The sequence below is a fragment of the Xanthomonas sp. NCPPB 1062 genome, from assembly GCF_041481705.2.
GTDB lineage: Bacteria > Pseudomonadota > Gammaproteobacteria > Xanthomonadales > Xanthomonadaceae > Xanthomonas > Xanthomonas euvesicatoria.
Map to the genome: position 1 here is coordinate 1,493,417 of NZ_CM192987.1, position 24,751 is coordinate 1,518,167.

The 24,751-nt window shown below is 66.1% G+C and carries 23 protein-coding genes; 17 read left to right on the top strand and 6 right to left on the bottom strand.

Features of this window, described 5'->3' with window-relative positions:
- Positions 1-65 precede the first annotated feature (65 nt).
- The 7 genes from ACCQ16_RS06495 (at position 66) to recO (ending at position 7,452) form a co-directional block, all read left to right on the top strand.
- On the top strand, positions 66-1,643 hold the full coding sequence (locus tag ACCQ16_RS06495; RefSeq protein ID WP_218560052.1) for a DegQ family serine endoprotease: 1,578 nt from the start codon (positions 66-68) through the stop codon (positions 1,641-1,643).
- Between the two features lie 183 nt (positions 1,644-1,826).
- Positions 1,827-3,617 (top strand): translation elongation factor 4, encoded by a 1,791-nt coding sequence (gene lepA, locus ACCQ16_RS06500; RefSeq protein WP_008576898.1) that lies wholly within the window; start codon positions 1,827-1,829, stop codon positions 3,615-3,617.
- Between the two features lie 105 nt (positions 3,618-3,722).
- Positions 3,723-4,523, top strand: coding sequence for a signal peptidase I (gene lepB / locus ACCQ16_RS06505; RefSeq protein ID WP_007970507.1), 801 nt, complete (start codon positions 3,723-3,725; stop codon positions 4,521-4,523).
- Positions 4,524-4,931, top strand: a complete 408-nt coding sequence (locus ACCQ16_RS06510) for a DUF4845 domain-containing protein (RefSeq protein ID WP_014089684.1) — start codon at positions 4,524-4,526, stop codon at positions 4,929-4,931.
- Positions 4,921-5,601 carry a ribonuclease III gene (rnc, locus tag ACCQ16_RS06515; RefSeq protein ID WP_277572858.1) on the top strand — a complete coding sequence of 227 codons (681 nt, stop codon included), beginning with the start codon at positions 4,921-4,923 and terminating at the stop codon, positions 5,599-5,601. Before ACCQ16_RS06510 ends, rnc begins: the two co-directional genes overlap by 11 nt.
- On the top strand, positions 5,598-6,497 hold the full coding sequence (era, locus tag ACCQ16_RS06520) for a GTPase Era (RefSeq protein ID WP_014089686.1): 900 nt from the start codon (positions 5,598-5,600) through the stop codon (positions 6,495-6,497). Before rnc ends, era begins: the two co-directional genes overlap by 4 nt.
- 232 nt (positions 6,498-6,729) lie before the next feature.
- Positions 6,730-7,452 carry a DNA repair protein RecO gene (gene recO, locus ACCQ16_RS06525; RefSeq protein ID WP_277572859.1) on the top strand — a complete coding sequence of 241 codons (723 nt, stop codon included), beginning with the start codon at positions 6,730-6,732 and terminating at the stop codon, positions 7,450-7,452.
- A gap of 400 nt (positions 7,453-7,852) precedes the next feature.
- On the opposite strand, the gene ACCQ16_RS06530 is transcribed toward recO, so the two are convergent.
- Positions 7,853-8,575: an Hpt domain-containing response regulator gene (locus ACCQ16_RS06530; protein WP_008574276.1), complete on the bottom strand. Its 723-nt coding sequence runs from the start codon at positions 8,573-8,575 to the stop codon at positions 7,853-7,855.
- Positions 8,576-8,733: 158 nt separating this feature from the next.
- On the opposite strand from ACCQ16_RS06530, the gene rlmD reads away from it, so the two are divergent.
- The 10 genes from rlmD (at position 8,734) to ACCQ16_RS06580 (ending at position 18,527) form a co-directional block, all read left to right on the top strand.
- Positions 8,734-10,068: a 23S rRNA (uracil(1939)-C(5))-methyltransferase RlmD gene (gene rlmD, locus ACCQ16_RS06535; protein WP_008574275.1), complete on the top strand. Its 1,335-nt coding sequence runs from the start codon at positions 8,734-8,736 to the stop codon at positions 10,066-10,068.
- Between the two features lie 79 nt (positions 10,069-10,147).
- Positions 10,148-10,645, top strand: coding sequence for a CYTH domain-containing protein (locus ACCQ16_RS06540; protein WP_122273141.1), 498 nt, complete (start codon positions 10,148-10,150; stop codon positions 10,643-10,645).
- Between the two features lie 214 nt (positions 10,646-10,859).
- Positions 10,860-11,543 carry a DsbA family oxidoreductase gene (locus tag ACCQ16_RS06545; RefSeq protein WP_372380240.1) on the top strand — a complete coding sequence of 228 codons (684 nt, stop codon included), beginning with the start codon at positions 10,860-10,862 and terminating at the stop codon, positions 11,541-11,543.
- A 16-nt stretch (positions 11,544-11,559) separates the two neighbouring features.
- Positions 11,560-12,594 carry an NAD(P)/FAD-dependent oxidoreductase gene (locus ACCQ16_RS06550; protein WP_277572860.1) on the top strand — a complete coding sequence of 345 codons (1,035 nt, stop codon included), beginning with the start codon at positions 11,560-11,562 and terminating at the stop codon, positions 12,592-12,594.
- A gap of 117 nt (positions 12,595-12,711) precedes the next feature.
- Positions 12,712-14,352, top strand: a complete 1,641-nt coding sequence (locus tag ACCQ16_RS06555) for a cryptochrome/photolyase family protein (protein ID WP_277572861.1) — start codon at positions 12,712-12,714, stop codon at positions 14,350-14,352.
- 115 nt (positions 14,353-14,467) lie between these two features.
- Positions 14,468-15,472: a beta-N-acetylhexosaminidase gene (gene nagZ / locus ACCQ16_RS06560; protein WP_029818974.1), complete on the top strand. Its 1,005-nt coding sequence runs from the start codon at positions 14,468-14,470 to the stop codon at positions 15,470-15,472.
- A complete protein-coding gene (locus ACCQ16_RS06565) occupies positions 15,472-16,026 on the top strand; it encodes a hypoxanthine-guanine phosphoribosyltransferase (protein WP_003488192.1) in 555 nt (184 codons plus the stop codon). The genes nagZ and ACCQ16_RS06565 overlap by 1 nt, the downstream gene beginning before the upstream one ends.
- A gap of 87 nt (positions 16,027-16,113) precedes the next feature.
- Positions 16,114-16,866 carry an S-methyl-5'-thioinosine phosphorylase gene (locus ACCQ16_RS06570; RefSeq protein ID WP_029818976.1) on the top strand — a complete coding sequence of 251 codons (753 nt, stop codon included), beginning with the start codon at positions 16,114-16,116 and terminating at the stop codon, positions 16,864-16,866.
- An 87-nt stretch (positions 16,867-16,953) separates the two neighbouring features.
- A complete protein-coding gene (gene cspE, locus ACCQ16_RS06575) occupies positions 16,954-17,160 on the top strand; it encodes a transcription antiterminator/RNA stability regulator CspE (protein WP_003488188.1) in 207 nt (68 codons plus the stop codon).
- Positions 17,161-17,255: 95 nt separating this feature from the next.
- Entirely contained in the window at positions 17,256-18,527 is a 1,272-nt protein-coding gene (locus ACCQ16_RS06580) for an FAD-dependent oxidoreductase (protein ID WP_071117336.1), read from the top strand.
- An 18-nt stretch (positions 18,528-18,545) separates the two neighbouring features.
- Here ACCQ16_RS06580 and pdeM read toward each other — a convergent pair whose 3' ends face one another.
- Genes pdeM through ACCQ16_RS06605 form a run of 5 tightly spaced genes read right to left on the bottom strand, consistent with a single transcriptional unit; the run spans position 18,546 to position 24,537 of the window.
- The gene (gene pdeM / locus ACCQ16_RS06585; protein ID WP_011346831.1) at positions 18,546-19,196 is read right to left on the bottom strand and encodes a ligase-associated DNA damage response endonuclease PdeM; all 651 of its coding nucleotides are present in this window, start codon (positions 19,194-19,196) and stop codon (positions 18,546-18,548) included.
- Entirely contained in the window at positions 19,186-21,687 is a 2,502-nt protein-coding gene (locus tag ACCQ16_RS06590) for a ligase-associated DNA damage response DEXH box helicase (RefSeq protein WP_277572862.1), read from the bottom strand. Before ACCQ16_RS06590 ends, pdeM begins: the two co-directional genes overlap by 11 nt.
- Entirely contained in the window at positions 21,684-23,288 is a 1,605-nt protein-coding gene (locus tag ACCQ16_RS06595; RefSeq protein WP_277572863.1) for an ATP-dependent DNA ligase, read from the bottom strand. The genes ACCQ16_RS06590 and ACCQ16_RS06595 overlap by 4 nt, the downstream gene beginning before the upstream one ends.
- Positions 23,285-23,518: a hypothetical protein gene (locus ACCQ16_RS06600; RefSeq protein ID WP_029818981.1), complete on the bottom strand. Its 234-nt coding sequence runs from the start codon at positions 23,516-23,518 to the stop codon at positions 23,285-23,287. Before ACCQ16_RS06600 ends, ACCQ16_RS06595 begins: the two co-directional genes overlap by 4 nt.
- Positions 23,515-24,537 carry a ligase-associated DNA damage response exonuclease gene (locus ACCQ16_RS06605; RefSeq protein ID WP_014089699.1) on the bottom strand — a complete coding sequence of 341 codons (1,023 nt, stop codon included), beginning with the start codon at positions 24,535-24,537 and terminating at the stop codon, positions 23,515-23,517. Before ACCQ16_RS06605 ends, ACCQ16_RS06600 begins: the two co-directional genes overlap by 4 nt.
- Positions 24,538-24,751: the final 214 nt, after the last annotated feature.

The window sequence follows — 24,751 nt, forward strand, 5'->3', positions numbered from 1 at the left end:
TCGTGCCGGGCCCGTGTTGCTACGCGGGTTCTGGCCCCTGTCGCCCTGCCATCGGAGGCAACCTGATGAACCATCGCATCCGCAACCAGATGTTCGGCCTGATCGCCATGACCCTGCCGCTGGCCGCCTGCGCGCAGCAGCCCGCACCTGCTGCCAAGGACCTCGCCCCGATTGCCGCCAACCGCAGTGCCACGCCGGCGCCGCAGCTGGTGGCGGGGCTGCCGGACTTCACCAATCTGGTCGAGCAGGTCGGCCCGGGCGTGGTCAATATCGAAACCACCATCACCCGCAAGGACGCCATGGCGCGTCAGCAGCGCAGCGGCCCGGGTGGTCGCGGTGGCGGTGCAATGCCGGATGACGATCAGATGCCGGAATTCTTCCGCCGCTTCTTCGGGCCGGATTTCCAGATGCCGGGCGGTCCGCGGCAGGGGCCGGGTGGCGGCGATGACGACGGCGGCATCGCCGGCAAGTCGATGGGCTCGGGCTTCATCATCTCGGCCGACGGCTATGTGCTGACCAATCACCACGTGGTCGATGGCGCCAGCGAGGTGACCGTCAAGCTCACCGACCGCCGCGAATTCAAGGCCAAGGTGGTGGGGAGCGACGAGCAATACGACGTGGCGCTGCTGAAGATCGAGGCCAAGGGCCTGCCGACCGTGCGCCTGGGCGATTCCAACACGCTCAAGCCGGGGCAGTGGGTGGTGGCGATCGGCTCGCCGTTCGGTCTGGATCACTCGGTCACCGCCGGCATCGTCAGCGCCACCGGCCGTAGCAATCCCTACGCCGACCAGCGCTACGTGCCCTTCATCCAGACCGACGTGGCGATCAACCAGGGCAATTCCGGCGGCCCGCTGCTCAATACGCGTGGCGAGGTGGTCGGCATCAATTCGCAGATCTTCTCCGCGTCGGGCGGCTACATGGGCATCAGTTTCGCGATCCCGATCGACCTGGCCTTCAGCGCGGCCGAGCAGATCAAGGCCACCGGCCACGTGAGTCGCGGCATGCTGGGTGTGCAGGTTGGCCCGATCGACTCGCTCAAGGCCCAGGGTCTGGGCTTGCCGGACAGCCGTGGTGCCTTGGTCAACGACATCCCGGCCGGCAGCCCGGCAGCCAAGGCCGGCATCGAGGTGGGCGACGTGATCCGTGCAGTGAACGGCAAGTCGATCGATGTCGCCAGCGATCTGCCGCCAATGATCGGGCTGATGGCGCCTGGCACCAAGGTAACCCTGGACGTCTTGCGCGACGGCAAACCGCGCAAGGTGACGGTCACCCTTGCACCGCTGCAGGACGGCGGCGAGAACGCCGCACCGCGCACCGCCGCCGATGAGGCCAAGCCCAGCGCTCCGGCCAGCGTGGAATTGCTCGGCCTGCAAGTTGCCGACCTGACCGCCGCCGAGCGCAGCCGCCTGGGCCTGGAGGCGGGCGAGGGCGTGCGCATTGCGGCGGTCACCGGCGCGGCGGCGCGCAGCACCCAGCCGCCGCTGTCGCCGGGCCTGATCATCGCCCGCGTCGGCCGGACCAAGGTCGGCAGCGTCGCCGAACTCAACCGCGCCCTGTCCAGCTACAAGAAGGGCGACGTGGTCATGCTGCTGGTGACTGACGGCAAGGCAACCAGCTACGTGGCCTTGAAGGCCGGCGGCTAAGGGCGGCCGGGATTGGGGATTTGGGATTGGCAGCAGCGGGTCCGCGCTACGCGGCCCCCCTGCTTTTGCGATTCCCGAATCCCGATTCCCCAATCCCCGGCCCCAGAGGGGTCGGCCGTGCGATAATGCTGCGTTACCCTGACGACGGCTGCGCCGGCGCCCACCTCAATGTCCTCTGATTCAATGCGGAATATCCGCAACTTCTCCATCATTGCCCACGTCGACCACGGCAAATCCACCCTGGCCGACCGCATCATCCAGCTGTGCGGCGGCCTGCAGGCGCGCGAGATGGAAGCCCAGGTGCTCGACTCCAACCCGATCGAGCGCGAACGCGGCATCACCATCAAGGCGCAGTCGGTGTCCCTGCCGTACACGGCAAAGGACGGGCAGACCTACCACCTGAATTTCATCGACACCCCCGGGCACGTCGACTTCTCCTACGAAGTCAGCCGCTCGCTGGCTGCATGCGAAGGTGCGCTGCTGGTGGTGGATGCCGCGCAGGGCGTGGAAGCGCAGTCGGTGGCCAACTGCTACACCGCGGTGGAGCAGGGGCTGGAAGTGGTGCCGGTGCTCAACAAGATCGACCTGCCCACCGCCGATGTCGACCGCGCCAAGGCCGAGATCGAAGCGGTGATCGGCATCGATGCCGAAGACGCGGTCGCTGTCAGCGCCAAGACCGGTCTGAACATCGATCTGGTGCTGGAAGCGATCGTGCATCGCATCCCGCCGCCGAAGCCGCGGGAGACCGACAAGCTGCAGGCGTTGATCATCGATTCCTGGTTCGACAACTACCTGGGCGTGGTCTCGCTGGTGCGCGTGATGCAGGGCGAAATCAAGCCCGGCAGCAAGATCCTGGTGATGTCTACCGGGCGCACCCATCTGGTCGACAAGGTTGGCGTGTTCACCCCCAAGCGTAAGGAACTGCCTGCGCTGGGCGCCGGTGAAGTGGGCTGGATCAACGCGTCCATCAAGGACGTGCACGGCGCCCCGGTCGGCGACACCCTGACCCTGGCGGCCGACCCGGCGCCGCACGCCTTGCCCGGTTTTCAGGAAATGCAGCCGCGCGTGTTCGCCGGCCTGTTTCCGGTCGATGCCGAGGATTACCCGGATCTGCGCGAAGCGTTGGACAAGCTGCGCTTGAACGATGCCGCGCTGCGCTTCGAGCCGGAAAGCTCCGAAGCGATGGGCTTCGGCTTCCGCTGCGGCTTTTTGGGCATGCTGCACATGGAAATCGTGCAGGAGCGCCTGGAGCGCGAGTACAACCTGGACCTGATCAGCACCGCCCCCACCGTGGTGTATGAGGTGCTCAAGACCGATGGCACGGTCATCAACATGGACAACCCGGCCAAGTTGCCGCAGTTGAACCTGGTGCAGGAAATCCGCGAGCCCATCATTCGCGCCAACGTCCTCACGCCCGAGGAGTACATCGGCAACATCATCAAGTTGTGCGAGGAAAAGCGCGGCACCCAGATCGGCATCAACTACCTGGGCAGCCAGGTACAGATCAGCTATGAGCTGCCGATGGCCGAAGTGGTGCTGGACTTCTTCGACAAGCTCAAGTCGGTCAGCCGTGGCTATGCCTCGCTGGATTACCACTTCGTGCGGTTCGATGCCGGCCCGTTCGTGCGCGTGGACGTGCTGATCAACGGCGACAAGGTCGACGCGTTGTCGTTGATCGTGCACCGCAGCCACGCCGATCGTCGCGGCCGCGAGCTGTGCGAAAAGATGAAAGACCTGATCCCCCGGCAGATGTTCGACGTGGCGATCCAGGCCGCGATCGGCTCGCAGATCATCTCGCGCTCCACGGTCAAGGCGATGCGCAAGAACGTGCTGGCCAAGTGCTATGGTGGCGACGTTTCGCGCAAGAAAAAGCTGCTGGAGAAGCAGAAGGAAGGCAAGAAACGCATGAAGCAGGTCGGCCGCGTGGAGATTCCACAGGAAGCCTTCCTGGCCGTCCTGCAGATGGACAAGTAGCAGGGATTCGGGATTCGTCATTCGGGATTGGCAACGGCTTGCCCATCCTCTTGCTCTTACTAATCCCCAATCTCAAATCTCGAATCCCGTTCCGAAGGAACATCAATGAAATGGTTTGAAATCATCCTGGTTGTCCTGACGCTGGGCAGCGGCTTCATCTGGCTGCTGGACAAGCTGTTTCTGGCCAAGCGCCGTGCGGCGCGTGCCGGGTTGCTGGACAGCGAGCCGGCGATCATCGATTACTCGCGCGCCTTTTTCCCGGTGCTGGCGGTGGTGCTGATCCTGCGCAGCTTCGTGGCCGAGCCGTACAAGATTCCGTCCAGTTCGATGATGCCCAACCTGCTGATCGGCGATTTCATCCTGGTCAACAAGTTCGCCTACGGCTTCCGTCTGCCGATCACCAATACCAAGTTCATTCCCACCGGCGAGCCCAAGCGCGGCGACGTGGTGGTGTTCAAGCCGCCGCACGCGCCGGACCAGAACTGGATCAAGCGCGTGGTTGGCCTGCCGGGCGACAAGATCGGCTTCCACGGCGATACGCTGTACATCAACGACAAGCCGATGCATTACACGGTCAAGGGCGAGTACATCGGCAAGGGCAAGGGCGCCGAGATGACCGGCACCACGCTGCTGGTCGAGGACCTGCCGGGCCGCACGCACACCGTGCTGGAATGGCTGGACCGCAACATGCCGGCCGGGCAGGGCGACTGGACCGTGCCGGCGGACAGCTATTTCGTGATGGGGGATAATCGCGACAACAGCGAGGACAGCCGGTTCTGGACCCAGACGCACTTTCTGCCGGAAGCCAATCTGCGCGGCAAGGCGTTCCTGATCTGGCTCAATTGCGAAGGGTGGTTCTGCAAGGGGAGTTTCGATCCATCGCGGATCGGGACTGGAATCCAGTAAATGCACGCACGGCGTGCCAGGGGAAGCACAATGAAGCGCAAGCAAAGCGGTATGACGTTGACGTCGTTCGTGGTGGTGCTGGCGGTAGTGGGGTTCGGTTTGTACATCGGGATGAAGCTGTTCCCGATGTATCAGGAATATTACGCAGTGCGTACGTCGATGAAGGGCCTTGCCAACGAGGCTGGCAGTGCAGACATGGATCCTTCCAAATTGCAGGACATGTTCTTCAAGCGGCTCGATATCAATGCGTCCGAAAGCGTGAAGCGCGAGAACGTCAAGTTCGAGCGGATCGAAGGTGGCTGGCGCATGAAGGTCAATTACGAAGTCCGCCGCGAGCTGGTTGGCAATCTGGATGTGGTCGGCAAGTTCGATACGGCACAGGATCTGACGAAGCGCGGTGTCGAATAGAACCTTCCAACGCGGTGATCTGATCGGGCACGCATTCGCCGATCCGGCTCTGCTCGCCCAGGCGCTGCGGCACCGCAGCGCCGGGACGCCGCATAACGAGCGACTGGAATTTCTCGGCGACGGCATCGTCAACCTGCTGATCGCCGAGGCGCTCTATCAACGGTGGCCCAAGGCCGACGAAGGCGCATTGACCCGTGCACGTGCCGAGCTCGTGCGCGAAGGTGCGCTGGCAGTGATCGGACGCACGTTAAACCTCGGCGAGCGCCTCACGCTGGGGCCAGGCGAGCTGAAGTCCGGAGGTCACCGGCGCGATTCGATCCTGGCCGATGCGGTCGAGGCGATCGTCGCAGCCATCTATCTGGACTGCGGTTTCGAGCGTTGCCGTGCAGTGGTGCTGCCGTGGTTCGAAGCGTCGCTGGCGGCATTGCCGGTGGGCAAGGCAGAAAAGGATCCCAAGACCCGGCTGCAGGAATGGCTGCAGGCACGGCAACTGCCGCTGCCCACCTACGCGCTGATCAGCGAGAGCGGCGACGAGCATGCCAAGCAGTTCCACGTCGCCTGCATTCTGGAGCAGCCCGTCGCCCGCGCCGAGGGCCAGGGCACTTCGCGTCGCCTCGCAGAGCAACAGGCGGCGACTCTTGTCATCGCACAACTGGATTCAAACACGTGAGCGAAACCTCTTCCCCCCACCGCAGCGGTAGCGTTGCGGTGATCGGCCGGCCCAATGTCGGCAAGTCCACCCTGACCAACGCCCTGGTCGGCGCGAAGGTCAGCATCGTCTCCAACCGGCCGCAGACCACGCGTCATCGGTTGCTGGGCATTGCCACCTTCCCGGAAGGGCAGCTGGTGCTGGTCGACACCCCGGGCCTGCACCGCGAGCAGAAGCGCGCAATGAACCGGGTGATGAATCGCGCTGCGCGCGGCTCGCTCGAGGGCGTGGACGCGGCGGTCCTGGTGATCGAAGCCGGCCGCTGGGACGAGGAAGACACGCTGGCGTTCCGCGTGCTCAGCGACGCCGGCGTGCCGGTGGTGCTGGTGGTCAACAAGGTCGACCGGCTCAAGGACAAGACCGCGCTGTTCCCGTTCCTGGCCCAGGTCAGCGAGGGGCGCACCTTCGCCGCCGTGCATCCGGTGTCCGCGCTCAAGCGCAAGGGCCTGGACGCGTTGGTCGGCGACCTGCTCAAGCTGGTGCCCGAAGCCGAGGCGATGTTTGGCGAAGACGAGATCACCGACCGCAGCCAGCGCTTTTTGGCTGGCGAACTGGTGCGGGAACAGCTGATGCGTCAGCTCGGCGAAGAGCTGCCGTACGCCACCACTGTCGAGATCGAGCGCTTCGCCGAAGATGGCGCGCTGCTGCGCATCGGTGCGGTGATCTGGGTCGAGCGCGAAGGCCAGAAGGCCATCGTGATCGGCAAGGGCGGCACCCGTTTGAAAGAAATCGGCGGCAAGGCGCGCCTGCAGATGGAGCGCCTGTTCGGTGCCAAGGTGTTCCTGGAAACCTGGGTGCGCGTGCGCGAAGGCTGGTCGGACGACGAGGCTGCGCTGAAGGCGTTCGGCTACGAATGAGGCCGGGAAGGCCGGGACCCGGGACCCGGGACCAGGGTCCCGGGAAGAGCTGGATCAGGCAGGTGGTCTGCATACTGCGGGGGAGGCGGCTTTTCGCATTTTTCAGATTCGCGTGCTGCGCTGACGGCATTGGCTCGGCCCCCCGTCGCTACCCCGCGCGGCCCTCCGATGGCCGATCCGGTGCTTTTCCCGGGTCCCGGGTCCCGTGTCCCCGGTCCCGGCTCTTCCCCCCATGCTGATCGAGCACGAGCGCGGGTTCGTCTTGCATGTACGGGCCTGGCGCGAGACCAGCCTGCTGGTGGAAGTGCTGACCGAGCAGCACGGGCGGGTGGGACTGCTGGCGCGCGGTGTGCAGGGGCCGCGCAAGCAGGCGCTGCGCGCGGCCTTGCAGCCCTTGCAGCTCATCCAGTTCAGTGCCGTGCAGCGCGGCGAGCTGGCCCAGCTGCGCCAGGCCGAAGCGCTGGACACCGCGCCGCGCCTGGTCGGCGACACCATGCTGGCCGGTTTCTATATCAGCGAATTGCTGCTGCGCCTGGCCCCGCGTAACGATCCGGTGCCTGAACTTTATACCTGTTATGCGCAGGCACGCACCTACCTGGCGTCCGATCTGCCGTTGGCGTGGGGGCTGCGCCGGTTCGAGCGCGACGTGCTGGACGGGCTGGGGTTCGCCTTCGATCTGCAGCATGACAGCGACGGGCAGCCGATCGACCCGGCGGCGCGGTATCGGCTGGATCCGCAGGAGGGCGCCTTGCGCGTGTTGAGCGAACGGCTAGCCCAGGACCGCCGCGAAACCGTCACCGGTGCGGCGCTGCTGGCGCTGGGCGAAGACGTCATGCCGGATGCCGACGACATGCCAGGCCTGCGGCGCAGCATGCGCGGGGTACTGCTGCACCATCTGGGCGGGCGTGGCCTGAAATCCTGGGAAATGCTCGAGGACCTGGCGCGCCGTCGTTGATGGCGCGGAGTGCTGGAGGCCCATGCGTGATAGCGCTGGACAAAAGTCCAGCAGCGACCGGCGATCCCACGAGCCAGCAGCGAATTGAGCGAAGCGGGCGCTCGGAAAACCGGCAGGCAGCACCCGTGCCCGTCGGTTTAGAAAGCCCTTCGCCTGCCCTCGACCACGAGCGCTACTCGCGTCACCGACATGGACCGGGCGAGCAGCAACTGCATATGCCCTGCGTCGAGCTGTAGATCATCCAGGCAGTCAAACGCCAGCAACTGGAGCCGGTGCTTCCTGCCATACGCAGCTTGATCGGCAGGACGACGATGCATCGACCTCGGCGGCGAGCCGGAAGCGCACCGGCACCGGCGTCCGGCACACCTCGCCTGGCAAGGAGGTGCTGCGCTCGATTCGCTCAATGCAGCAATGCAGCCACCGCCGCGTGGAATTGGGTGCGTGCGGTCCGCGAGTGCGGGTCGCCGCGCAGCAGGCGCACTGCGCCGGCAAGCCGCGCCGCGCCGACGAAGCCACAGCTGGCCTGCAACCGATGAAGATGGCTGCGCAGTGCCTGTTCGTCGCTGATCTGCAAGGCCGAATCCACCGCATCCCGGGTGCCCGGCAGCTCGGCCAGGAACAGCTCGCGCAGGGCATTGAGATGATGCTGCTGGCCGTTGAGCGCGCTCAGCGCAGCGGTCTCGTCCCAGTCGCTGGCGGCGATGTCCAGCACGCCCACCGGGGCCACGCTATAGCGACCGCGTGCCAGGCCGCGCCGCACCGCCTGCAGCAGGCGCTCGGAGGTCAGTGGTTTGACCAGCATTTCCAGGAACCCGTCGGACTGCAGGCTGTGCTGCATCGACATGGTCGCGTCGGCGGTGTGCGCCAGTGCCGGCACGTCCGGGTGCAGCAGGCGCAATGCACGCAGTAGCCCGCTACCGGTGCCATCGGGGAGGTTGACGTCGATCAGCCAGAGGTCGTGGCGACGTTCGCGCGCGCGGTCGAGTGCGGAAGAAAGGGAATCGGCACAGTCGACCGTGGCCGGAAGACTTTCAAGCACAGCCTGCAAGAACCCGCGGCTGATCGGGTCGTCTTCCACCAGCAGTAGGCGTGGGTGGGGTTCCTGGCGTGTGGCCATGTTCATGCTGCCTCCTTGTCAGCGATGCCGCGTCCTGATTTGTCGCGCGCAGCGGAAGTTTGCCTGTGTTTGCGGGGCGCGACAATTGTTGCGCTGACCGGCGCGGCCTCCGTCGGTCGCATCTGCGACAATACGCACCCTTTTTGCCCGCAGCTTGTCGCCACGTGGCCAGAACCAGAAACCGTCTCGACCGTACCCCCTTCCAGACCGCGGTCACCGACCTGAGCCATGACGGCCGCGGGGTCGCCCGCCGCGACGGCGAGGGCGGCAAGGTCACCTTCATCAGCGGCGCCTTGCCGGGCGAGTTGGTGCGCGCCGAACCCACCGCCCGTAGCCGGCATTTCGATGAGGCCAAGACCGTGGAGGTGCTGGAGGCCTCGCCGCAGCGGGTCACCCCGCGCTGCCCGCACTTTGGCGTCTGCGCGGGCTGCGTGTTGCAGCATCTGGAGGAGTCGCAGCAGATCGTGGCCAAACAGCGCGTGCTGATGGACAACCTGGAACGTATCGGTCACGTCACTCCGCAAGCCGTGCTGCCCGCGCTGACCGGCGACAACTGGGGGTATCGGCGCAAGGGCAGGTTCTCGGTGCGTCGCGTCGAGAAGAAGGACAAGACCTTGGTCGGCTTTCGTGAGCTGGACCCGCGGTTCGTGGCCGATCTGTCGATCTGCTACACGGTGATTCCGCAGATCGGCGAGAAGATCCCCTTGCTTGCCGCGCTGATCGAAGGCATGGACGGCAAGCGCGACATTCCGCAGATCGAATTCATCGCCGGCGACGATGCGGTGGCCTTGACCATTCGGCATATGCAGCCGCTTAGCGAGCGCGATCGCCAGGCCTGGGTCGCCTTTGCCCAGGAGCACGGCTTTGCGATTTTCCTGCAGCCCGGCGGGGTGGACAGCGTGCATCCGCTGTGGCCGCAGGACGTGCCGCTATCGTTCCGCTTGCCGCAGTGGGAGGTGGAACTGGCGTTCCGGCCGCTGGATTTCATTCAAGTCAACGCGTCGCTCAATCAGAAGATGATCGCCCATGCGGTTGCGCTGCTGGAGGCCAAGCCCGACGACCGCGTGCTGGACCTGTTCTGCGGCCTGGGCAACTTCACCCTGCCGCTGGCGCGCGTGGTGCGTGAGGTGGTGGGGGTGGAAGGCGACGCCGGACTTGTGGCACGGGCCAAAGAGAACGCCCAGCGCAATGGCCTGGACAATGCGCAGTTCCACGCCGCCGACCTGACCCAGGATCAGCGCAGCGCACCCTGGATGCGCCAGGGCTTTGACAAGCTGCTGCTGGACCCGCCGCGCTCCGGCGCCCTGGAAGTGCTGCAGCAGCTGCCGTTGAAAACGTTCGATCGCATCGTCTATGTGAGCTGCCACCCGGGCTCGCTGGCGCGCGACGCCGGCTATCTGGTCAACGAGCAGGGCTTCACGCTGGTTTCGGCAGGCGCGATGGACATGTTCCCGCACACCGCGCACGTGGAAAGCATCGCGGTGTTTGAGAGGCGGTGAATCGGGAGGAGGCAATCGGGAATCGTAACGGCGAACGGCTTATGCTTTTGCCATTCCCGACTCTCGATTCCCGATTCCCATGCCTGTAGAGATAGAACGCAAATTCCTGGTTACCGGCGATGGCTGGCGCGACGCCGCGCATGCGGTGATTCCGATGGCGCAGGGCTATATCAACGACCAGGCGGCGCTGCGCAGTGGCACGCAAAATGCCTCGGTACGGGTGCGGATTCAGGGCGAAAGCGCATTTCTCAATCTGAAATCGCGCGAGGTAGGGCATACGCGGCAGGAGTTTGAATATCCGATTCCACTGGCTGATGCACGCGCATTGCTGGCGCTGTGCATAGGCGGCCTGATCGACAAACGCCGGCATTTGGTCGCCTACCAGGGACATGTGTGGGAAGTGGACGAATTCATCGGCGACAACGCCGGCCTGATCGTGGCCGAGATCGAACTCGAACGCTCCGACGAAGCATTCGCCACGCCGGAATGGATTGGGGCCGAAGTCACCGACGACGTGCGCTATTACAACCTGGCCCTGGCCTCGCATCCATTCAAGCAGTGGAAAGAGGATTTGTGATGCGGGATCTGGACTCGCAAAGGCGGACACGCAGCCCGGTGCCTTGGAGGCCTGATGCGTGAGGTGGATCGCTGATGCGTAGAACAGATGAGTGCGCGGCGCCAGGCCGCCTTGCTTGATCATCGCTTCCCGGTTCGGCATTGGCAAACGCTTTGCGATTGCAGAATCCCGTCTATGCTCTGCCAATCCCAATCCCACAAACGAATCCCAGCTCATGCGCATCGACATCTGGTCCGACGTAGTGTGCCCCTGGTGCTGGATCGGCAAACGCCGTTTCCAGGCCGCCCTTGCGGCACTTGGCGCGCAGGCGCCGGCCTTGGACATTCATTACCACGCGTTCCAGCTTGATCCGGATGCCGGCCTGGAGCCCACGCCATTGCGCGCGGCCCTGGCGTCGAAGTTCGGCGGTACGGCACGCGTCGAACAGATCCTGGCGCAGACCCAGACCACCGCGCAGGCGGAAGGCTTGCCGCTGGATTTCGGCCGTGGGCAGGTGCAGGTCAGCACCCTGCGTGCGCATCGTTTGATCTGGCTGGCCAGCCACGAGGGCGATGTGGATGCGGTCATGGAAGCGCTGTTCCATGCGCATTTTGCCGAAGGCCAAAACGTGGGCGCGTCCGACACGCTGGTGCGTGCCGGTGAGGCCGGTGGCCTTACGGCGGCGCGTGTGCAGGCGATGCCGGAATCGGACGAAGGCACCGTCGAGGTGCAAGCGCAGCTAGCGCAGGCCGCCGCGTTGGGCATCCGTGCAGTGCCCAGTTTCGTGATCGACGGCCGTGCGCTGATCCAGGGCGCGCAACCGCCGGAAAGTTTTGCGCAGGCGCTGCTGCAGTTGGCGGCCGAATCGACGCCAGTCGGCGGGCCCGATGCCTGCGGGCCTGACGGCTGCGCGGTGTGACCCGCATGCCTGCCGCATGCCCCGGCACGTGCGCGATGGCATGACACTGCCCGACCGCGCACAGACGATCGCCGTGATCGGCGCCGGGCTGGCGGGGTTGGCCTGCGCGCAGCAACTGCAGATGGAAGGCCATGCAGTGACGGTGTTCGATCAGGCGCAGACCCCGGGCGGCCGCATGCGCCACTACAGCGCCGAGCAGTGGCAATGCGATCACGGAGCGCAGTATTTCACTGCGCGCGATCCTGCATTTGCAGCGGTCGTGGATGCCTGGATCGATGCCGGTATTGCCGCGCCCTGGCAGGCGCGCATCGCAAGCTGGGACGGCACGCAGTTGCGCCGATCCCAGAGCGCGCTGATGCGCTATGTGGGTGTGCCCGAGATGACCGCGCCGGCGCGTACGCTTGCCGCGCAGCTGGATGTGCGTCTGAGTGCCGAGGTGCGCGCGCTGCGGCGCAGCCGGCAGGGATGGCGCCTGTCGGTGTCGCAAGCCGCTGCAGAGCATCTGTTCGATACGGTGTTGCTGGCCGTCCCGGCGCCGAGTGCGGCTGGGTTACTCGCGCAGGCTGCGCCTGCGTTGGCGACGATTGCCGAGCAGGTGCGCATGCAGCCTGCGTGGGCGGTGATGGCGCACTTCGATGCGCCCATCGATCCGGGCTACGATGCGCTGTTCGTCAATGCCGGCGCGTTACGCTGGGTGGCGCGCAACTCCAGCAAGCCCGCGCGTGCGGGTGCGGAGACCTGGCTGGCGCATGCAACGGCCGAGTGGAGCCAGGCGCAGTGCGATGCCATGCCTGGGCACGTCAGCGCCAGCCTGGTGCCGGAGCTTGCAGCGCTCGGGTTGCCAGTGCCGCAGTCCTGCGATGCTTTTTTTTGGAAGGTTGCCAGCAGCGACCCGGCATTGCAGCTTGGCTGCGTCTGGGATGCGCAGCTGGGCTTGGGCATGTGCGGCGACTGGCTGGCCGGCGGCAAGGTGGAGGGCGCATGGCAGAGCGCAATGGCGTTGGCCCGGCGCGTGTCTGCCGGCGATGTGCTGTACAGCGCTGGCCACTGACGCTGTGCCAGGCAGCGCAGAACTAAAGGGCAGTGCGATGCAAGTCCATACCGCGGTCATGGCAGTCGTTGGTGCATGCGTTGCCGGTGATTCGAGTGTTTTTTTCGGGTCCAAGGCATGCCCATGCGCCGCGTCGGCACGGACGCGCCCATGCGCCCCGCATCATCGGGCGTCACTTTGATGCATGATTCCAGCGCACTTGTCGCGCAAACCACCCAACAAACGCCGGCCCATACGCTGCGTTTGGTTCTGGGCGACCAGCTCGATCCGCAACACAGCTGGTTCGCGACGCGCGATGCAGGCGTGGTCTATGTATTGATGGAAGTGCGGCAGGAAACCGACTACGTGCTGCATCACGCGCAGAAGGTCCTGGCGATCTTCGCGGCCATGCGCGCGTTCGCTGCCGGCCTGCGGCGTGCCGGGCATCGGGTGCGCTATGTGACGATCGACAATGCCAGCAACCGGCAGTCGATCCCGCACAACCTCGAGGCGTTGATGGCGCATTACCGCGCCGGCCATCTGGAGTACCAGGCCCCAGACGAATGGCGGCTGGACGAAGCACTACAGCACTGGAGCGCCGCGCAGCCCTTTGCCACGCGCATGCTCGGCAGCGAACATTTTTTGACCGCACGCAGTGAAGTCGCCGGCTGTTTTCGCGCCGGCAGCCCGTGGCGCATGGAAGTGTTTTATCGGCGCATGCGGCGCCAGCATGGCATCCTGCTCGATGCCGCGGGCGAGCCGGAAGGCGGGCGCTGGAACTTCGATCACGACAACCGTGCGCCGTGGCCGGGCGACCCGCCTGCCCCACAGGATTGGCGCACGACCCACGACCACAGCGCGCTGTGGCGCACGATCGAAGCCGCCGGGGTGCGCAGTTTTGGCGCACCGAATGCGCACGCCCTGCCATGGCCGCTGGATCGCGACGAAGCCTTGCAGCATCTGGACGCTTTCATCGCGCATGCATTGCCCAATTTCGGCCGCTACGAAGATGCGATGAGCACGCGTAGCCCGCGCCTGTTCCATTCGCTGCTTTCGTTCGCGCTCAACGTCAAGATGCTGCACCCGCGCGAAGTGATCGCGCGCGCCGAAGCGGCATGGCGGCAAGGGCATGCGCCGTTGGCGGCGGTGGAAGGCTTCATCCGGCAGATTCTGGGCTGGCGCGAGTACGTGCGCGGTGTGTATTGGTCGCAGATGCCCGGCTATGCGGACTCGAATCATCTCGATCAGCATGCAGCGCTGCCACACTGGTTCTGGGACGGGCAGATCGGCATGCGCTGCCTGGCAGATGCGATCGGCAATTCGTTGGCCAATGCGCATGCGCATCACATCCAGCGGCTGATGGTGATCGGTAATTTTGCGCTGCTGGCGGGGCTGGACCCGCAGGCGCTGCATCGCTGGTACCTGGGCGTGTATATCGACGCCTTCGAGTGGGTGGAGCTGCCCAATACGGTGGGCATGAGCCAGTTCGCCGATGGCGGCCTGCTCGGCAGCAAGCCGTATATCAGCGGTGCGGCCTATATCGATCGCATGAGCGATTACTGCGGTGGTTGCCGGTATCAGCGCAAGTTGCGGGTCGGGCCGAACGCCTGCCCGTACAACGCGTTGTACTGGGACTTTCTGCAGCGCCAGCGCCTGCTGTTGGGCGCCAACGAACGCCTGGCGCTGCCGTACCGCCAGCTCGACGGTATGGCCCCCGAAGTGCTGGCACAGGTGCAGGCCCAGGCCGCGCATTGGCGCGCCCACCTCGAGGTGCTGTAAGCCTGCCCGCCGCGCCCGCAGGGCACGCACCTGAATGCGCGATCTGACGCTGCCACGCGCATCTGCGACAATGCCGCGCTGCGCCACCGTGGCGCCTGGCCCGGGAGTCCCCAACATGCTTCTGATCGGCGTTGCCGGTACCGAACTCAGCGCGCAGGAACGCGATTGGCTGCAGCACGATGCGGTTGCCGGCGTGGTGCTGTTCAAGCGCAACTTCGCCTCGCGCACCCAGGTGGCCGAGCTGTCGGCTGCCATTCGCGCCGCCGCGCCACGCCCGGTGCTGGTCTGCGTGGACCAGGAAGGTGGGCGCGTGCAGCGGTTTCGCGAAGGATTCAGCGCGCTGGCGCCGCTGCAAAGCTTCGGTGCGCAGTACGCGCAAGACCCGGAGTCTGCACTGGCCGCCGCGCGCGCGCATGCGCAGTTGATGGCCAGCGAGGTCCGCGCCAGCGGCGTGGACCTGAGCTTTGCCCCGGTGGTGGACCTGGGGCGCGGCAACCGCGCCATCGGCGATCGCGCCTTCAGCGACGACCCGCAGATCGTGGCGACCTTCACGCGCGCCTATGTACAGGCGCTGCATGGCGCCGGCATGGCTGCCACGCTCAAGCATTTTCCCGGCCACGGCACGGTGCTGGAAGACACCCACGTCGATCACGCCAGCGACCCACGGCCGCTGGAGGTGCTGCAGGCCGAAGACCTGGTGCCGTTCGTGGCGGGGATCGAGGCCGGCGCCGACGCCGTGATGATGGCGCACGTGGTCTACCCGCAGGTCGCGCCGGAGCCGGCCGGCTATTCGCAGCGCTGGATCGAGCAGATCCTGCGCGGCCAGATGGGCTTCCGCGGCGTGGTCTTTTCCGATGACATCGGCATGGCTGCCTCGTTCAGTGCCGGCGGGGTGGCGGGCCGGGTGCATGCGCATCTGGATGCCGGCTGCGACGTGGTGCTGGTGTGCCATCCGGAGCTGGTCGCCGAATCGCTGCAGGCCGTGCAGGGCCGCAGGCTCAATACCGCTGCATTGATCGGCCTGATCGGCCGCGGCGCACTAGGCTGGGATGGCCTGCTTGCCGGCACCGACGCCTCATTTACCACTCCTCCTTCTGCCCATTTCGGAACAACTGCCTGATGTCCACGCTCACCATTTCCCAGGCCCTGGCCCAAGCCGATCTGCTGGTCGACCGTCCGGCCATCGATGCCGCCGTTGCCACCATCGCCGATGCGATCGCTCGCGACTATGCCGGCGAAGTGCCGGTGTATCTCACCATCATGCACGGTGCGCTGCCGTTCTCCGGCCAGCTGGCGCTGGAGCTGGGCGCACGTGGCCAGGACCTGCAGTTCGATTACCTGCATGCCACCCGTTACCGCGGCGAAACCACCGGCGGCGAACTGGTGTGGAAGCACCGCCCGGCCACCGCATTGTTCGGCCGCCGCGTGATCCTGGTCGACGACATTCTCGACGAGGGTTACACGCTGCAGGGCGTGCGCCAGTGGTGCCTGGAGCAGGGCGCCACTGACGTGCGCGTGGCGGTGTTGACCGTCAAGCGGCACGACCGGTGCGTGCCGGGCGTGACTGCCGACTACGTGGGCGTGGAAGTGCCCGACCGTTACGTATTCGGCTTCGGCATGGACGTCAACGAGCAGTTGCGCGGCATTCCTGCCATCTATGCGATGAAGCAGTAACGCTGCAAATCCATGCCCGCATCGTTGCGGGCAGCCCGGCGCGCACGCCTGCGCGCCCCATCATGTCTTTCGCTGCAGAGGTCGGTTGTGTCCGCAAATTCCATCGCATTGGCCGTCATCGGCGGCACTGGTGTCTACAAGCTCGCGCAGCTGGACGATGTGCAGTCGCACGACATCCAAACGCCTTACGGCGCGCCGTCCGGGCCGATCCGCGTCGGCATGCTGCTCGGCCACCGCGTCGCCTTCCTGGCACGCCATGGCGAAGGCCATTCGCTGCCGCCGCACAAGGTCAATTACCGCGCAAACATCGCTGCATTGCAGCAAATCGGCGCCTCGCGCGTGCTGGCGCTCAACACCGTGGGGGGTATCACCGAACAGTTTGGCCCGCGCGTGTTGGCGTGCCCGGATCAGTTGATCGATTACACCTGGGGCCGCGTGTCCACCTTCTGCGAAGAGCCCGGCAGCGAGGTACAGCATGTGGATTTCGGCCATCCGTATTCGCCGATGTTTCGCAGCAAGGTCATTGCGGCAGCCAAAGTGACCGGCGTCACGCTGGTGGCCGGCGGCTGCTATGGCGCAACGCAGGGGCCACGACTGGAAACGGTTGCAGAGATCGCCCGCATGCGTCGCGACGGCTGCGATCTGGTGGGCATGACCGGCATGCCCGAAGCGGGCCTGGCGCGCGAAAAAGGCCTGGAATATGCGTGTTTGGCGATCGTGGCCAACTGGGCGGCCGGCTGTGGCGACGCGCTGGAAATCACCATGGCCGAAGTCTTGGCCAACGTCGATGCGGCGTCGTCCGGGCTGCCCGAGCTGATTGGCGAACTTGCACGCGGGTGATTGTCATCGGGGCATAAGCTTTGCATACTCGGCGCGTACGCACCGCCGTACACCACCCATTAATTATTGCAAAGGTCTCGCATCACCATGCCGAACGGTACCGTCAAGTGGTTCAACGACGCCAAGGGATTTGGCTTCATCTCACCGGAGGACGGCAGCGCCGATGTCTTCGCGCACTTCTCCGCGATCAATTCCAAGGGCTTCCGCAGCCTGCAGGAAGGCCAGCGCGTCAGTTATGACGTGACCCAGGGCCCCAAGGGTGCCCAGGCTTCGAACATCACGCCGGTCGAGTAATCTGACTCGATTGTGCGGTTGAAAAACCCCGCCACGGCGGGGTTTTTTTTGCGCCGGTTGTGCGCGGGCAGCAATAGCCAAACAGAGCAGGGACGATGCAACGAGCATTACGTATTGCAGTGGTGGGCTACGGAACCGCAGGGCAGGCATTGGCCGTGCTGCTGGGCGCCGATGGGCATCAGCTGGAGGTATTCGAGCGCGCAGCTGCACCCGGGCCGGTGGGCGCCGGTTTTCTGCTGCAACCCAGCGGGTTGCAGGTGCTCTGGAACATGGGCTTGCTGCCGCAGGCGCTCGCGCATGGCGCGCCGGTGCGCCGCTTGTATGGCGACACGCCGTGCGGGCGCGCGGTGATGGACATGCAGTACCGCGATCTGGATACGCGCCTGATGGGTGTGGGCATGCAGCGCGGCGCGTTGTTTACGCTGCTGCGCGAGGCCTGGCCGCAGCACGCGCAACTGCATGTGGATACGCAGATCACCGCGATCGATCACGCGGGCGTGCGCGTGCAGGATCAACGTGGGCAGTGGCATGGCCCCTTCGATCTGATTATCGCCGCCGATGGCTCGGCTTCCACGTTGCGTGCGCAGGCACAGGGAACGCAGCTGGATCGGGTGTATCCATGGGGGGCGCTGTGGTGCCTGCTGCCGCGCGAAGACTGGCCGTTTGTAGACGAATTGCGCCAGCGCTATATCGGCGCACGCAAGATGATCGGTCTGTTGCCGGTGGGCACGCGCCCGGGCGACGACACGCCGCGGCTGAGTTTTTTCTGGAGCCTGCCATGCAGCGATTTCGTTGCGTGGGAACAGCGCGGCATTGCCGCCTGGCGCGATGAGGTGGCGCAGATGTGGCCAGAGGCGCATGCGCGGCTTGCTACGGTGCAGGTGCATGGAGCTCTGGCGCGCGCGAGCTATCGCGATGCGGTGGTGTCGCGCTGGCATCGCGGCCGTTTCGTGCTTGCAGGCGATGCCGCGCATGCGATGAGCCCGCAGTTGGGGCAGGGCGTGAACATGGCGCTGCTGGATGCGTTGGCGATGCGCGATGCCTTGCGCGCCGGCGCCGATCTGGACGCTGCCTTGCAGCGCTACCAGCGCGAACGCCAAGCGCACGTGGCGATCTATCACCGCTGGAGCCGCTGGCTGACGCCGCTGTTCCAGTCCGAACGCGATCTGTGGGCACATGGCCGCGACCTGCTGCTACGCCCGATGGGGCGCGTGCCGGGCGGGCGCGGGCACATGCTGCGCGTGCTCAGCGGCACCCAGCATGGTTGGTTCGGCAAGCTGGCGCTGGCGCCGGAATTCGTCGAGGCTTTGGCGCGACCAGTCGCGCGGCTGGCCGACGCTAACGCCGAAGCAGCTGCGCAGTCGTAGCATCGGCCGGTGCGTGCGTCATTGGCTACGCATCGGCAGTGCCAGCGCATCGCCTTCCACGCAGGCAACCAGGCGCTCGCCTTCGGCCAGCGTCGGCACGATGCCTGCGGTGAACTGCGAGAACGCCGGCAGGATGGTGACGCGCTCGCGCAACCAGAACGCCGGCCAGCGCCGTGACAGCCCCGGTAGCTTGACCAATGGATGCAGATGCCCGCACAGCACGTGGCCGCTGGGATGCGGCAACGGGTCGTGGCGCAGCACGAACGGGCCATCTTCGACCTGTTCGCCGGCCGCTTCGATGTGCAGCTCCGCACCGGCCAGGGCGCGGTCGTGATTGCCGCGAATGGCGATCACGCGTAACGCGCAATGCCGTTCGCGCCATGCGCTCCAGCGTCGGTGCCAGGCCGCGCGTGGGGCAGGGCCGTGCAAGAGGTCGCCCAAAATCCATAGCGCCTGGACATCGCGTTGATCGAGCAACGCATCCAGCCGCTCCAGATCGTGCGCGGTGCCGCCGGCCGGCAAGCCGATGCCGGCACGTCGGAACACATCGGCCTTGCCCAGATGCAGATCGGCGATCAACAGCGCACGTTGTGCCGGCCGATACAACGCGCGTTCGCCGAGCAATTCCACGGTTTCGCCGGCCAGCTGCAGCTGCACGCTATCGCCCATGCTTGCGCTCCAGTTGTTGGGCAGCGCGCAAGACGCGGGCCTTCCAGTCTTCGGTACTCAGTTGCCCACGCACGCGTTCTGCCCACAGCGGAAACGATAATGGTGTGAGGCTGCGCGGTTTGCACAGGCGCAACGCGCGGCGCGCGCAGTCTTCCAGCGCATGTGCAAGCCGCGCCAGTTCGAGCTGGCCTTCGAACACTTCGCGTTCGGCTTGCGCAAGCAGCAAATGATCGGGGTCGAAGCGCTGCAACACGTCGTACAGCAAGCCGCTGGAGGCCTGCAGCTGACGCAGGCTGCGCGGCGCACGCCCAGGCAACGAGGGCGACAACAATCCCGCCACGCGCGCGATCTCGCGAAATTGCCGGCGCGCCAACTCGCCCAGATTGAGGCTGTCGCGCAGATCGTCGAACAGGCCCACCGGCGAGAGCAGGGCTTGCAGTACATCGGCATCGATGTCGACATCCTGCGCCGGCGACAGCACAAATCCATAGTCATTGGCAGCGAAGCTGAAGGTATTGCGTTGGCGCCGGCCCCAGCGTGCCGCGAGCAACGCGGCTAGGCCTTCGTTGACTTGCCTGCCGGCGAACGGGTAGACGAAGACGTGGCGGCCGTCGCGCGCCTTGACGCTTTCCACCAGCAGATGGTCCGGCCCCGGCAGCGAAGAAAGCGAGCCTTGCAGGTGCAGCAACGGCGCCAGGGCCTGCATCTCCGGCGCATCGCCAGGGTCGGCGAACACCGCTTCCACCTCGCGGCCCAGCGCCGACGACAACGGCATGCGCCCGCCCATCCATTTCGGCACCACGCCACTGCCGCCCTTGGCCACGCGCACGTAGGCGGTCATGTCTTCCAGGCGCACCAGTTCCAGCAGGCGGCCGGCGAACTGGAAGCGGTCGCCGCGGCGCAGGCGGCCGATGAATTGTTCTTCCACCGCGCCCAGCCGCCCGCCGCGCAGGAACTGCACGCGCACGCTGCCGTCGCTGGTGATCGTGCCGATGGACAGCCGGTGCCGCAGCGCGACGCGTCGGTCGATCACGCGGTACAGACCCTCGTCGTCGCGTACCACCTTGTGGAAGTCCGGATAATGCGCCAGCGCGCTGCCGCCTTGCACGATGAAATCCAGCACCGCGTTCCAGGTGGTTTTCTCCAGCGCGGCGAAGGCATCGGTACCGCGCACTTCCTCGAACAACGCATCGGCGTGGAAGCCGCCGCCGAGGGCGAGGGTGACGCAGTGCTGCGCCAGTACGTCCAGCGACAACCGTGGCGGTGGACGCGCTTCGATATGTCCATGCACCAGCGCGCGACGTGCCGCGGCGTATTCGACCAATTCCAGCGCATGCGAAGGCACGCACACCACGTGCCCGGATTCGCCGGGGCGATGGCGTGCGCGCCCGGCGCGTTGCAGCAGGCGCGCGATGCCTTTCGGGCTGCCGACCTGCAGCACCTGATCCACGGCCGGGAAGTCGACGCCCAGATCCAGGCTGGAGGTGGCCACCACGCAGCGCAGGCTGCCGTCGGCCAGCCCGCGTTCGGCGGCCGCGCGTAGCGATGGATCCAGCGAGCCGTGATGCAGCGCCAGCGTGGCCAACTCCTCCGGCCACACCGCGCTCAAGGCCTGATGCCACAACTCGGCCTGCGCGCGCGTATTGGTAAACACCAGGCTGGTGCGCTGTTGCATGATCTTTTGCAGCACGCGCGCCAGTTGCGCCAGACCAAGGTGGCCTGCCCAGGGAAAGCGCTCGCCACTGTCCGGCAGCAAGGTTTCAAGCGTCATCGTGCGCGGTTTGACGCCGGAGACCAGCGCCGCCTCGGGGCGATGCGGCAACAGCACATCGCGTGCCTGCGATAAGTTCCCAAGCGTCGCCGACAGCCCCCAGATGCGCAGGTGCGGCGTCCATCCGCGCAAGCGCGCAAGACACAACTGCAGCAACACGCCGCGCTTGTTGCCCAGCAGCTCGTGCCATTCGTCGACGATCACACAGCGCAATGCCGACAGCTGCGGCGCGGTATCCGGATACGACAATAGCAATGCCAGCGATTCGGGCGTGGTGACCAGCACGTCGAGCTTGCCGCTGCGTGCCAGCCGCTTGTCGCGCGCGCTGGCATCGCCGGTACGCAGGCCCACCTGCCAATCCAGCCCCAATGCGTCCACCGGCTCGCGCAGCGCGCGTGCGGTGTCGGCGGCCAGTGCGCGCAGCGGCGTGATCCACAACACTTGCAGATTGCGTTGCGGCTGGCGGCGCGCAGGGGAGGTGGGTTTGCCCGGTTTGCGCGGGGATTTGCGCCCACGCGTGGCCAATGCCTCCAGTAACGGACCGCCAAATGCCGCCAGCGTCTTGCCGCTGCCGGTGGGCGTATGCAGCAGGCCCGATTCGCCGTCGAGATAGCGCTTCCACACATCGCGTTGGAACGGCAGTGGCGCCCAGCCGCGCTGCGCGAACCAGGCACGCCACTGTTGCAGTGGCGTGCCATACGTGTGCTGCGTGACGCTCACCGCGCCAGTGCCTGCAGGGTGCTCAGATGATCGGCTTCGGCCATCGGCTTGTCGTGACGCCAGCGCAGGATGCGCGGGAAGCGCACCGCGATGCCGGACTTATGCCGCGCGCTGCGGTTCACCGCTTCAAACCCAAGCTCGAACACGTGATGCGCGGTGACCGCGCGCACCGGGCCGAAGCGCTCGGTGGTGTTGGCACGGATCCAGCGATCCAGTTGAAGAATTTCCTTGTCGTCCAGGCCCGAATAGGCCTTGGCGATCGGCACCAGTTGGCCCTCGTGCCATAGCCCGAAGGTGTAGTCGGTGTAGAGCGTGCTGCGTCTGCCGTGGCCGGCCTGCGCGTACAGCAGCACCGCGTCGATGGTCAGTGGGTCGATCTTCCATTTCCACCAATCGCCGCGACGGCGACCGGATTGATACACCGAACTGGCGCGCTTGAGCATCAGCCCTTCCACGCCGCGTTCGCGCGCTTCCACGCGCACCTGCGCTGCGGCCTGCCAATCGCTGACCTGCACCAGCGGCGAGGCAACGATGCGCGGATCTGCCAGCGTGGCGAGCACGCCTTCCAGCAGTGCGCGCCGCTCCTGCAACGGGCGCTCGCGCAGGTCTTCGCCCGCCAGTTCCAGCAGGTCGTAGGCCACCACGCGCGCAGGTGCGGCGGCCAAGGTCTTGGGCCCGGGCTTGAGCCGCTGGATGCGCGTCTGCAACGCAGTAAACGGCATTGGCAGGGGCTGTTCGGGTTGCCAGGCCAGCAGCTCGCCATCGATGACGGTGCCGTCCGGCAATTGCAGTGCGGCGTGTTCGATTTCGGGGAAACGTCCATCCAGACGCTCTTCGCCGCGCGACCACAGCGCCGCTTCGCCGGCGCGGCGAATCAGCTGCAGGCGGATGCCGTCCCATTTCCATTCCAGCAGCCAGTCGTCGATGGGGCCCAGCGTGTCGACCTCCGCTTCCAGCGGCGATGCCAAAAAGAACGGATAGGGCTGCTGGCGGTCGCCGGGCAGTTCTTCGCTGGTCAACAGGTCTGCAAGATAGGTTGGATGCGGCCGCCAACTGCCGAGCATGCGCTGCGCAATGCGCGCGATATCCACGCCCGACAATTCGGCCAGCGCCTGCTGCACGAGCCGTTGCGACACCCCAACCCGCAATGCGCCGGTCAGCAGCTTGTTGAACACCAGCCGCTCGTCGAAGGCCAGGCTGCGCCACGCCTGCACGATGCAGGCCTTGCGGACTTCCACGTCCTGGTTGGCGATCGGCAGCAGCCGCTGTTCGATCCATTCTGCCAACGGCAGATCGGCCGCCTCGGTGACCGGGTCGTCCAGCAGCAAGGCCAGGGTTTCGGCCAGATCGCCGACATGGTCGTAGCTGTCGGCGACCAGCCAATCGGCAACGCCGGCGGTGTCGGTGATCCATTCACGCAGTTCGCCGCTGCTGGCAATGCGCATGCGCGCGCTGGCCACCTTGCCACCGGCCAGCAGATACAGCGCCCATGCCGCGTCCAGCGCGGGCGCATCGCGGAAATACGCAACCAGCGCAGCGCGCTTGTCGAGCGTGCCGGTGCTGCGGTCCAGGGTGCGGTACAACGCCGCGAAACGCTTCACGGCAGCGCCTGTGTCGCTGCGCGCCTGTCGGCAGCACGCAGCTCCAGTGCGCGTCGGGTAAACGCGGCAAGCACGCGTGGGCGCCGCAGCGGTCGCGGTGGGCCGATGGTGGCCGCTGGCGCGTTGCGATGCACGCAAAACGCCAAGGCATGACGGCGGAACGCGAGCGCACCGCTCAAGCGAATGCGCGGACGCGCGCGAACATAACGACGTGCGGGCAGCGGGTTCATTCCTCGGCTCCGAAATCGGTGCGGAAGGCTTCTGCTGCGACGCCGCGTTCCCGCAAGTGTTGGATCAATGCATCGGTATTGCCATGGGTGGCAATGACGCGCTGTGCGCCGGTTTCTTCGATGGTGCGCAGCAGGTCGGGCCAGTCGGCATGGTCGGAGACCACAAAGCCCCGATCGTAATTGCGCCTGCGGCGATTGCCGCGGATGCGCATCCAGCCCGAGGCAAAACCTTGCTGTGCGCTGCGAAAACGGCGGATCCAGGCGCTGCCGGCCGCCGATGGCGGCGCGATGACCAATTGCCCGGCATAGTCGGCGCCGCGCGCATGCTCGCTGACCGGCTGGGTATCCAGCATCGGGATGCCCGCCTGGCGATAGACCTCCACACCCACCGCGACCGCGCCATGCAGCAATGCCGGCTGCGTCTCCCACGCGCGCAATTCGGCCAATACGCGCTGCGCCTTGCCCAGCGCATAGCAGTACAGGATGGCCGCTTCGCCGCGTTCGGCGCATTCGCGGCGCCAGGCAGAAATGTCGGCCGCAACCTGGGAGGTGTCGGGCCAGCGGTACACCGGCAGGCCGAAGGTCGCCTCGGTGATGAAGGTGTCGCATGGCACCACTTCGAACGGCTTGCAGGTGGGGTCGGGTTGGCGCTTGTAGTCGCCGGAGGCGACCCAGACCTCGCCATCCACTTCGATGCGCACCTGCGCCGATCCCAGCACGTGTCCGGCCGGATGCAGCGACACGCGCGCACGCCCCAACTGAAACGCTTCACCGTCCGCATGCGTGTGATAGACCTGTTCGCCCAGACGCCATTGCAGGATGGACAGGCTCTCGCGCGTGCAGTGGTACTCGCCCATGCCGCTGCGGGCGTGGTCGCCGTGACCATGCGTAATCACCGCGCGCGGCACCGGCCGCCACGGGTCGATATGGAAATCGCCTTGCGGGCAATACAGGCCCTCCGGCCCGAGCACCACCAGATCGCCGCGTGTGTGAGATGTCTCATCGTTGCCGTTGCGCATGCGGCAACTCTGGCCAAGCCGGTGTGCAGATCCTGAGAATGGGAACCGCGTGCGGCGGTGCCTTCGCGCGACGCGCGCTTACCGGCAGGTGCCACTCCCTCGCGAGCAGCCGCCGGACAGGCGTGGACGGCGCACAGAGGCTACGGGTGCACGCACGGCACATGCCGATCAACTCACCGCCACGTTCGTCCGGCAGTGCGCGTTTAGTGTTGGC

Bases quoted from the DNA above. Each gene is read 5' to 3' on its own strand.
- ACCQ16_RS06495 (WP_218560052.1), top strand. From the start codon at position 66: ATGAACCATCGCATCCGCAACCAGATGTTCGGCCTGATCGCCATGACC.
- lepA (WP_008576898.1), top strand. From the start codon at position 1,827: ATGCGGAATATCCGCAACTTCTCCATCATTGCCCACGTCGACCACGGC.
- lepB (WP_007970507.1), top strand. From the start codon at position 3,723: ATGAAATGGTTTGAAATCATCCTGGTTGTCCTGACGCTGGGCAGCGGC.
- ACCQ16_RS06510 (WP_014089684.1), top strand. From the start codon at position 4,524: ATGCACGCACGGCGTGCCAGGGGAAGCACAATGAAGCGCAAGCAAAGC.
- recO (WP_277572859.1), top strand. From the start codon at position 6,730: ATGCTGATCGAGCACGAGCGCGGGTTCGTCTTGCATGTACGGGCCTGG.
- ACCQ16_RS06530 (WP_008574276.1), bottom strand. From the start codon at position 8,575: ATGAACATGGCCACACGCCAGGAACCCCACCCACGCCTACTGCTGGTG.
- ACCQ16_RS06540 (WP_122273141.1), top strand. From the start codon at position 10,148: ATGCCTGTAGAGATAGAACGCAAATTCCTGGTTACCGGCGATGGCTGG.
- ACCQ16_RS06545 (WP_372380240.1), top strand. From the start codon at position 10,860: ATGCGCATCGACATCTGGTCCGACGTAGTGTGCCCCTGGTGCTGGATC.
- ACCQ16_RS06550 (WP_277572860.1), top strand. From the start codon at position 11,560: ATGCCCCGGCACGTGCGCGATGGCATGACACTGCCCGACCGCGCACAG.
- ACCQ16_RS06555 (WP_277572861.1), top strand. From the start codon at position 12,712: ATGCCCATGCGCCGCGTCGGCACGGACGCGCCCATGCGCCCCGCATCA.
- nagZ (WP_029818974.1), top strand. From the start codon at position 14,468: ATGCTTCTGATCGGCGTTGCCGGTACCGAACTCAGCGCGCAGGAACGC.
- ACCQ16_RS06565 (WP_003488192.1), top strand. From the start codon at position 15,472: ATGTCCACGCTCACCATTTCCCAGGCCCTGGCCCAAGCCGATCTGCTG.
- cspE (WP_003488188.1), top strand. From the start codon at position 16,954: ATGCCGAACGGTACCGTCAAGTGGTTCAACGACGCCAAGGGATTTGGC.
- ACCQ16_RS06580 (WP_071117336.1), top strand. From the start codon at position 17,256: ATGCAACGAGCATTACGTATTGCAGTGGTGGGCTACGGAACCGCAGGG.
- pdeM (WP_011346831.1), bottom strand. From the start codon at position 19,196: ATGGGCGATAGCGTGCAGCTGCAGCTGGCCGGCGAAACCGTGGAATTG.
- ACCQ16_RS06600 (WP_029818981.1), bottom strand. From the start codon at position 23,518: ATGAACCCGCTGCCCGCACGTCGTTATGTTCGCGCGCGTCCGCGCATT.
- ACCQ16_RS06605 (WP_014089699.1), bottom strand. From the start codon at position 24,537: ATGCGCAACGGCAACGATGAGACATCTCACACACGCGGCGATCTGGTG.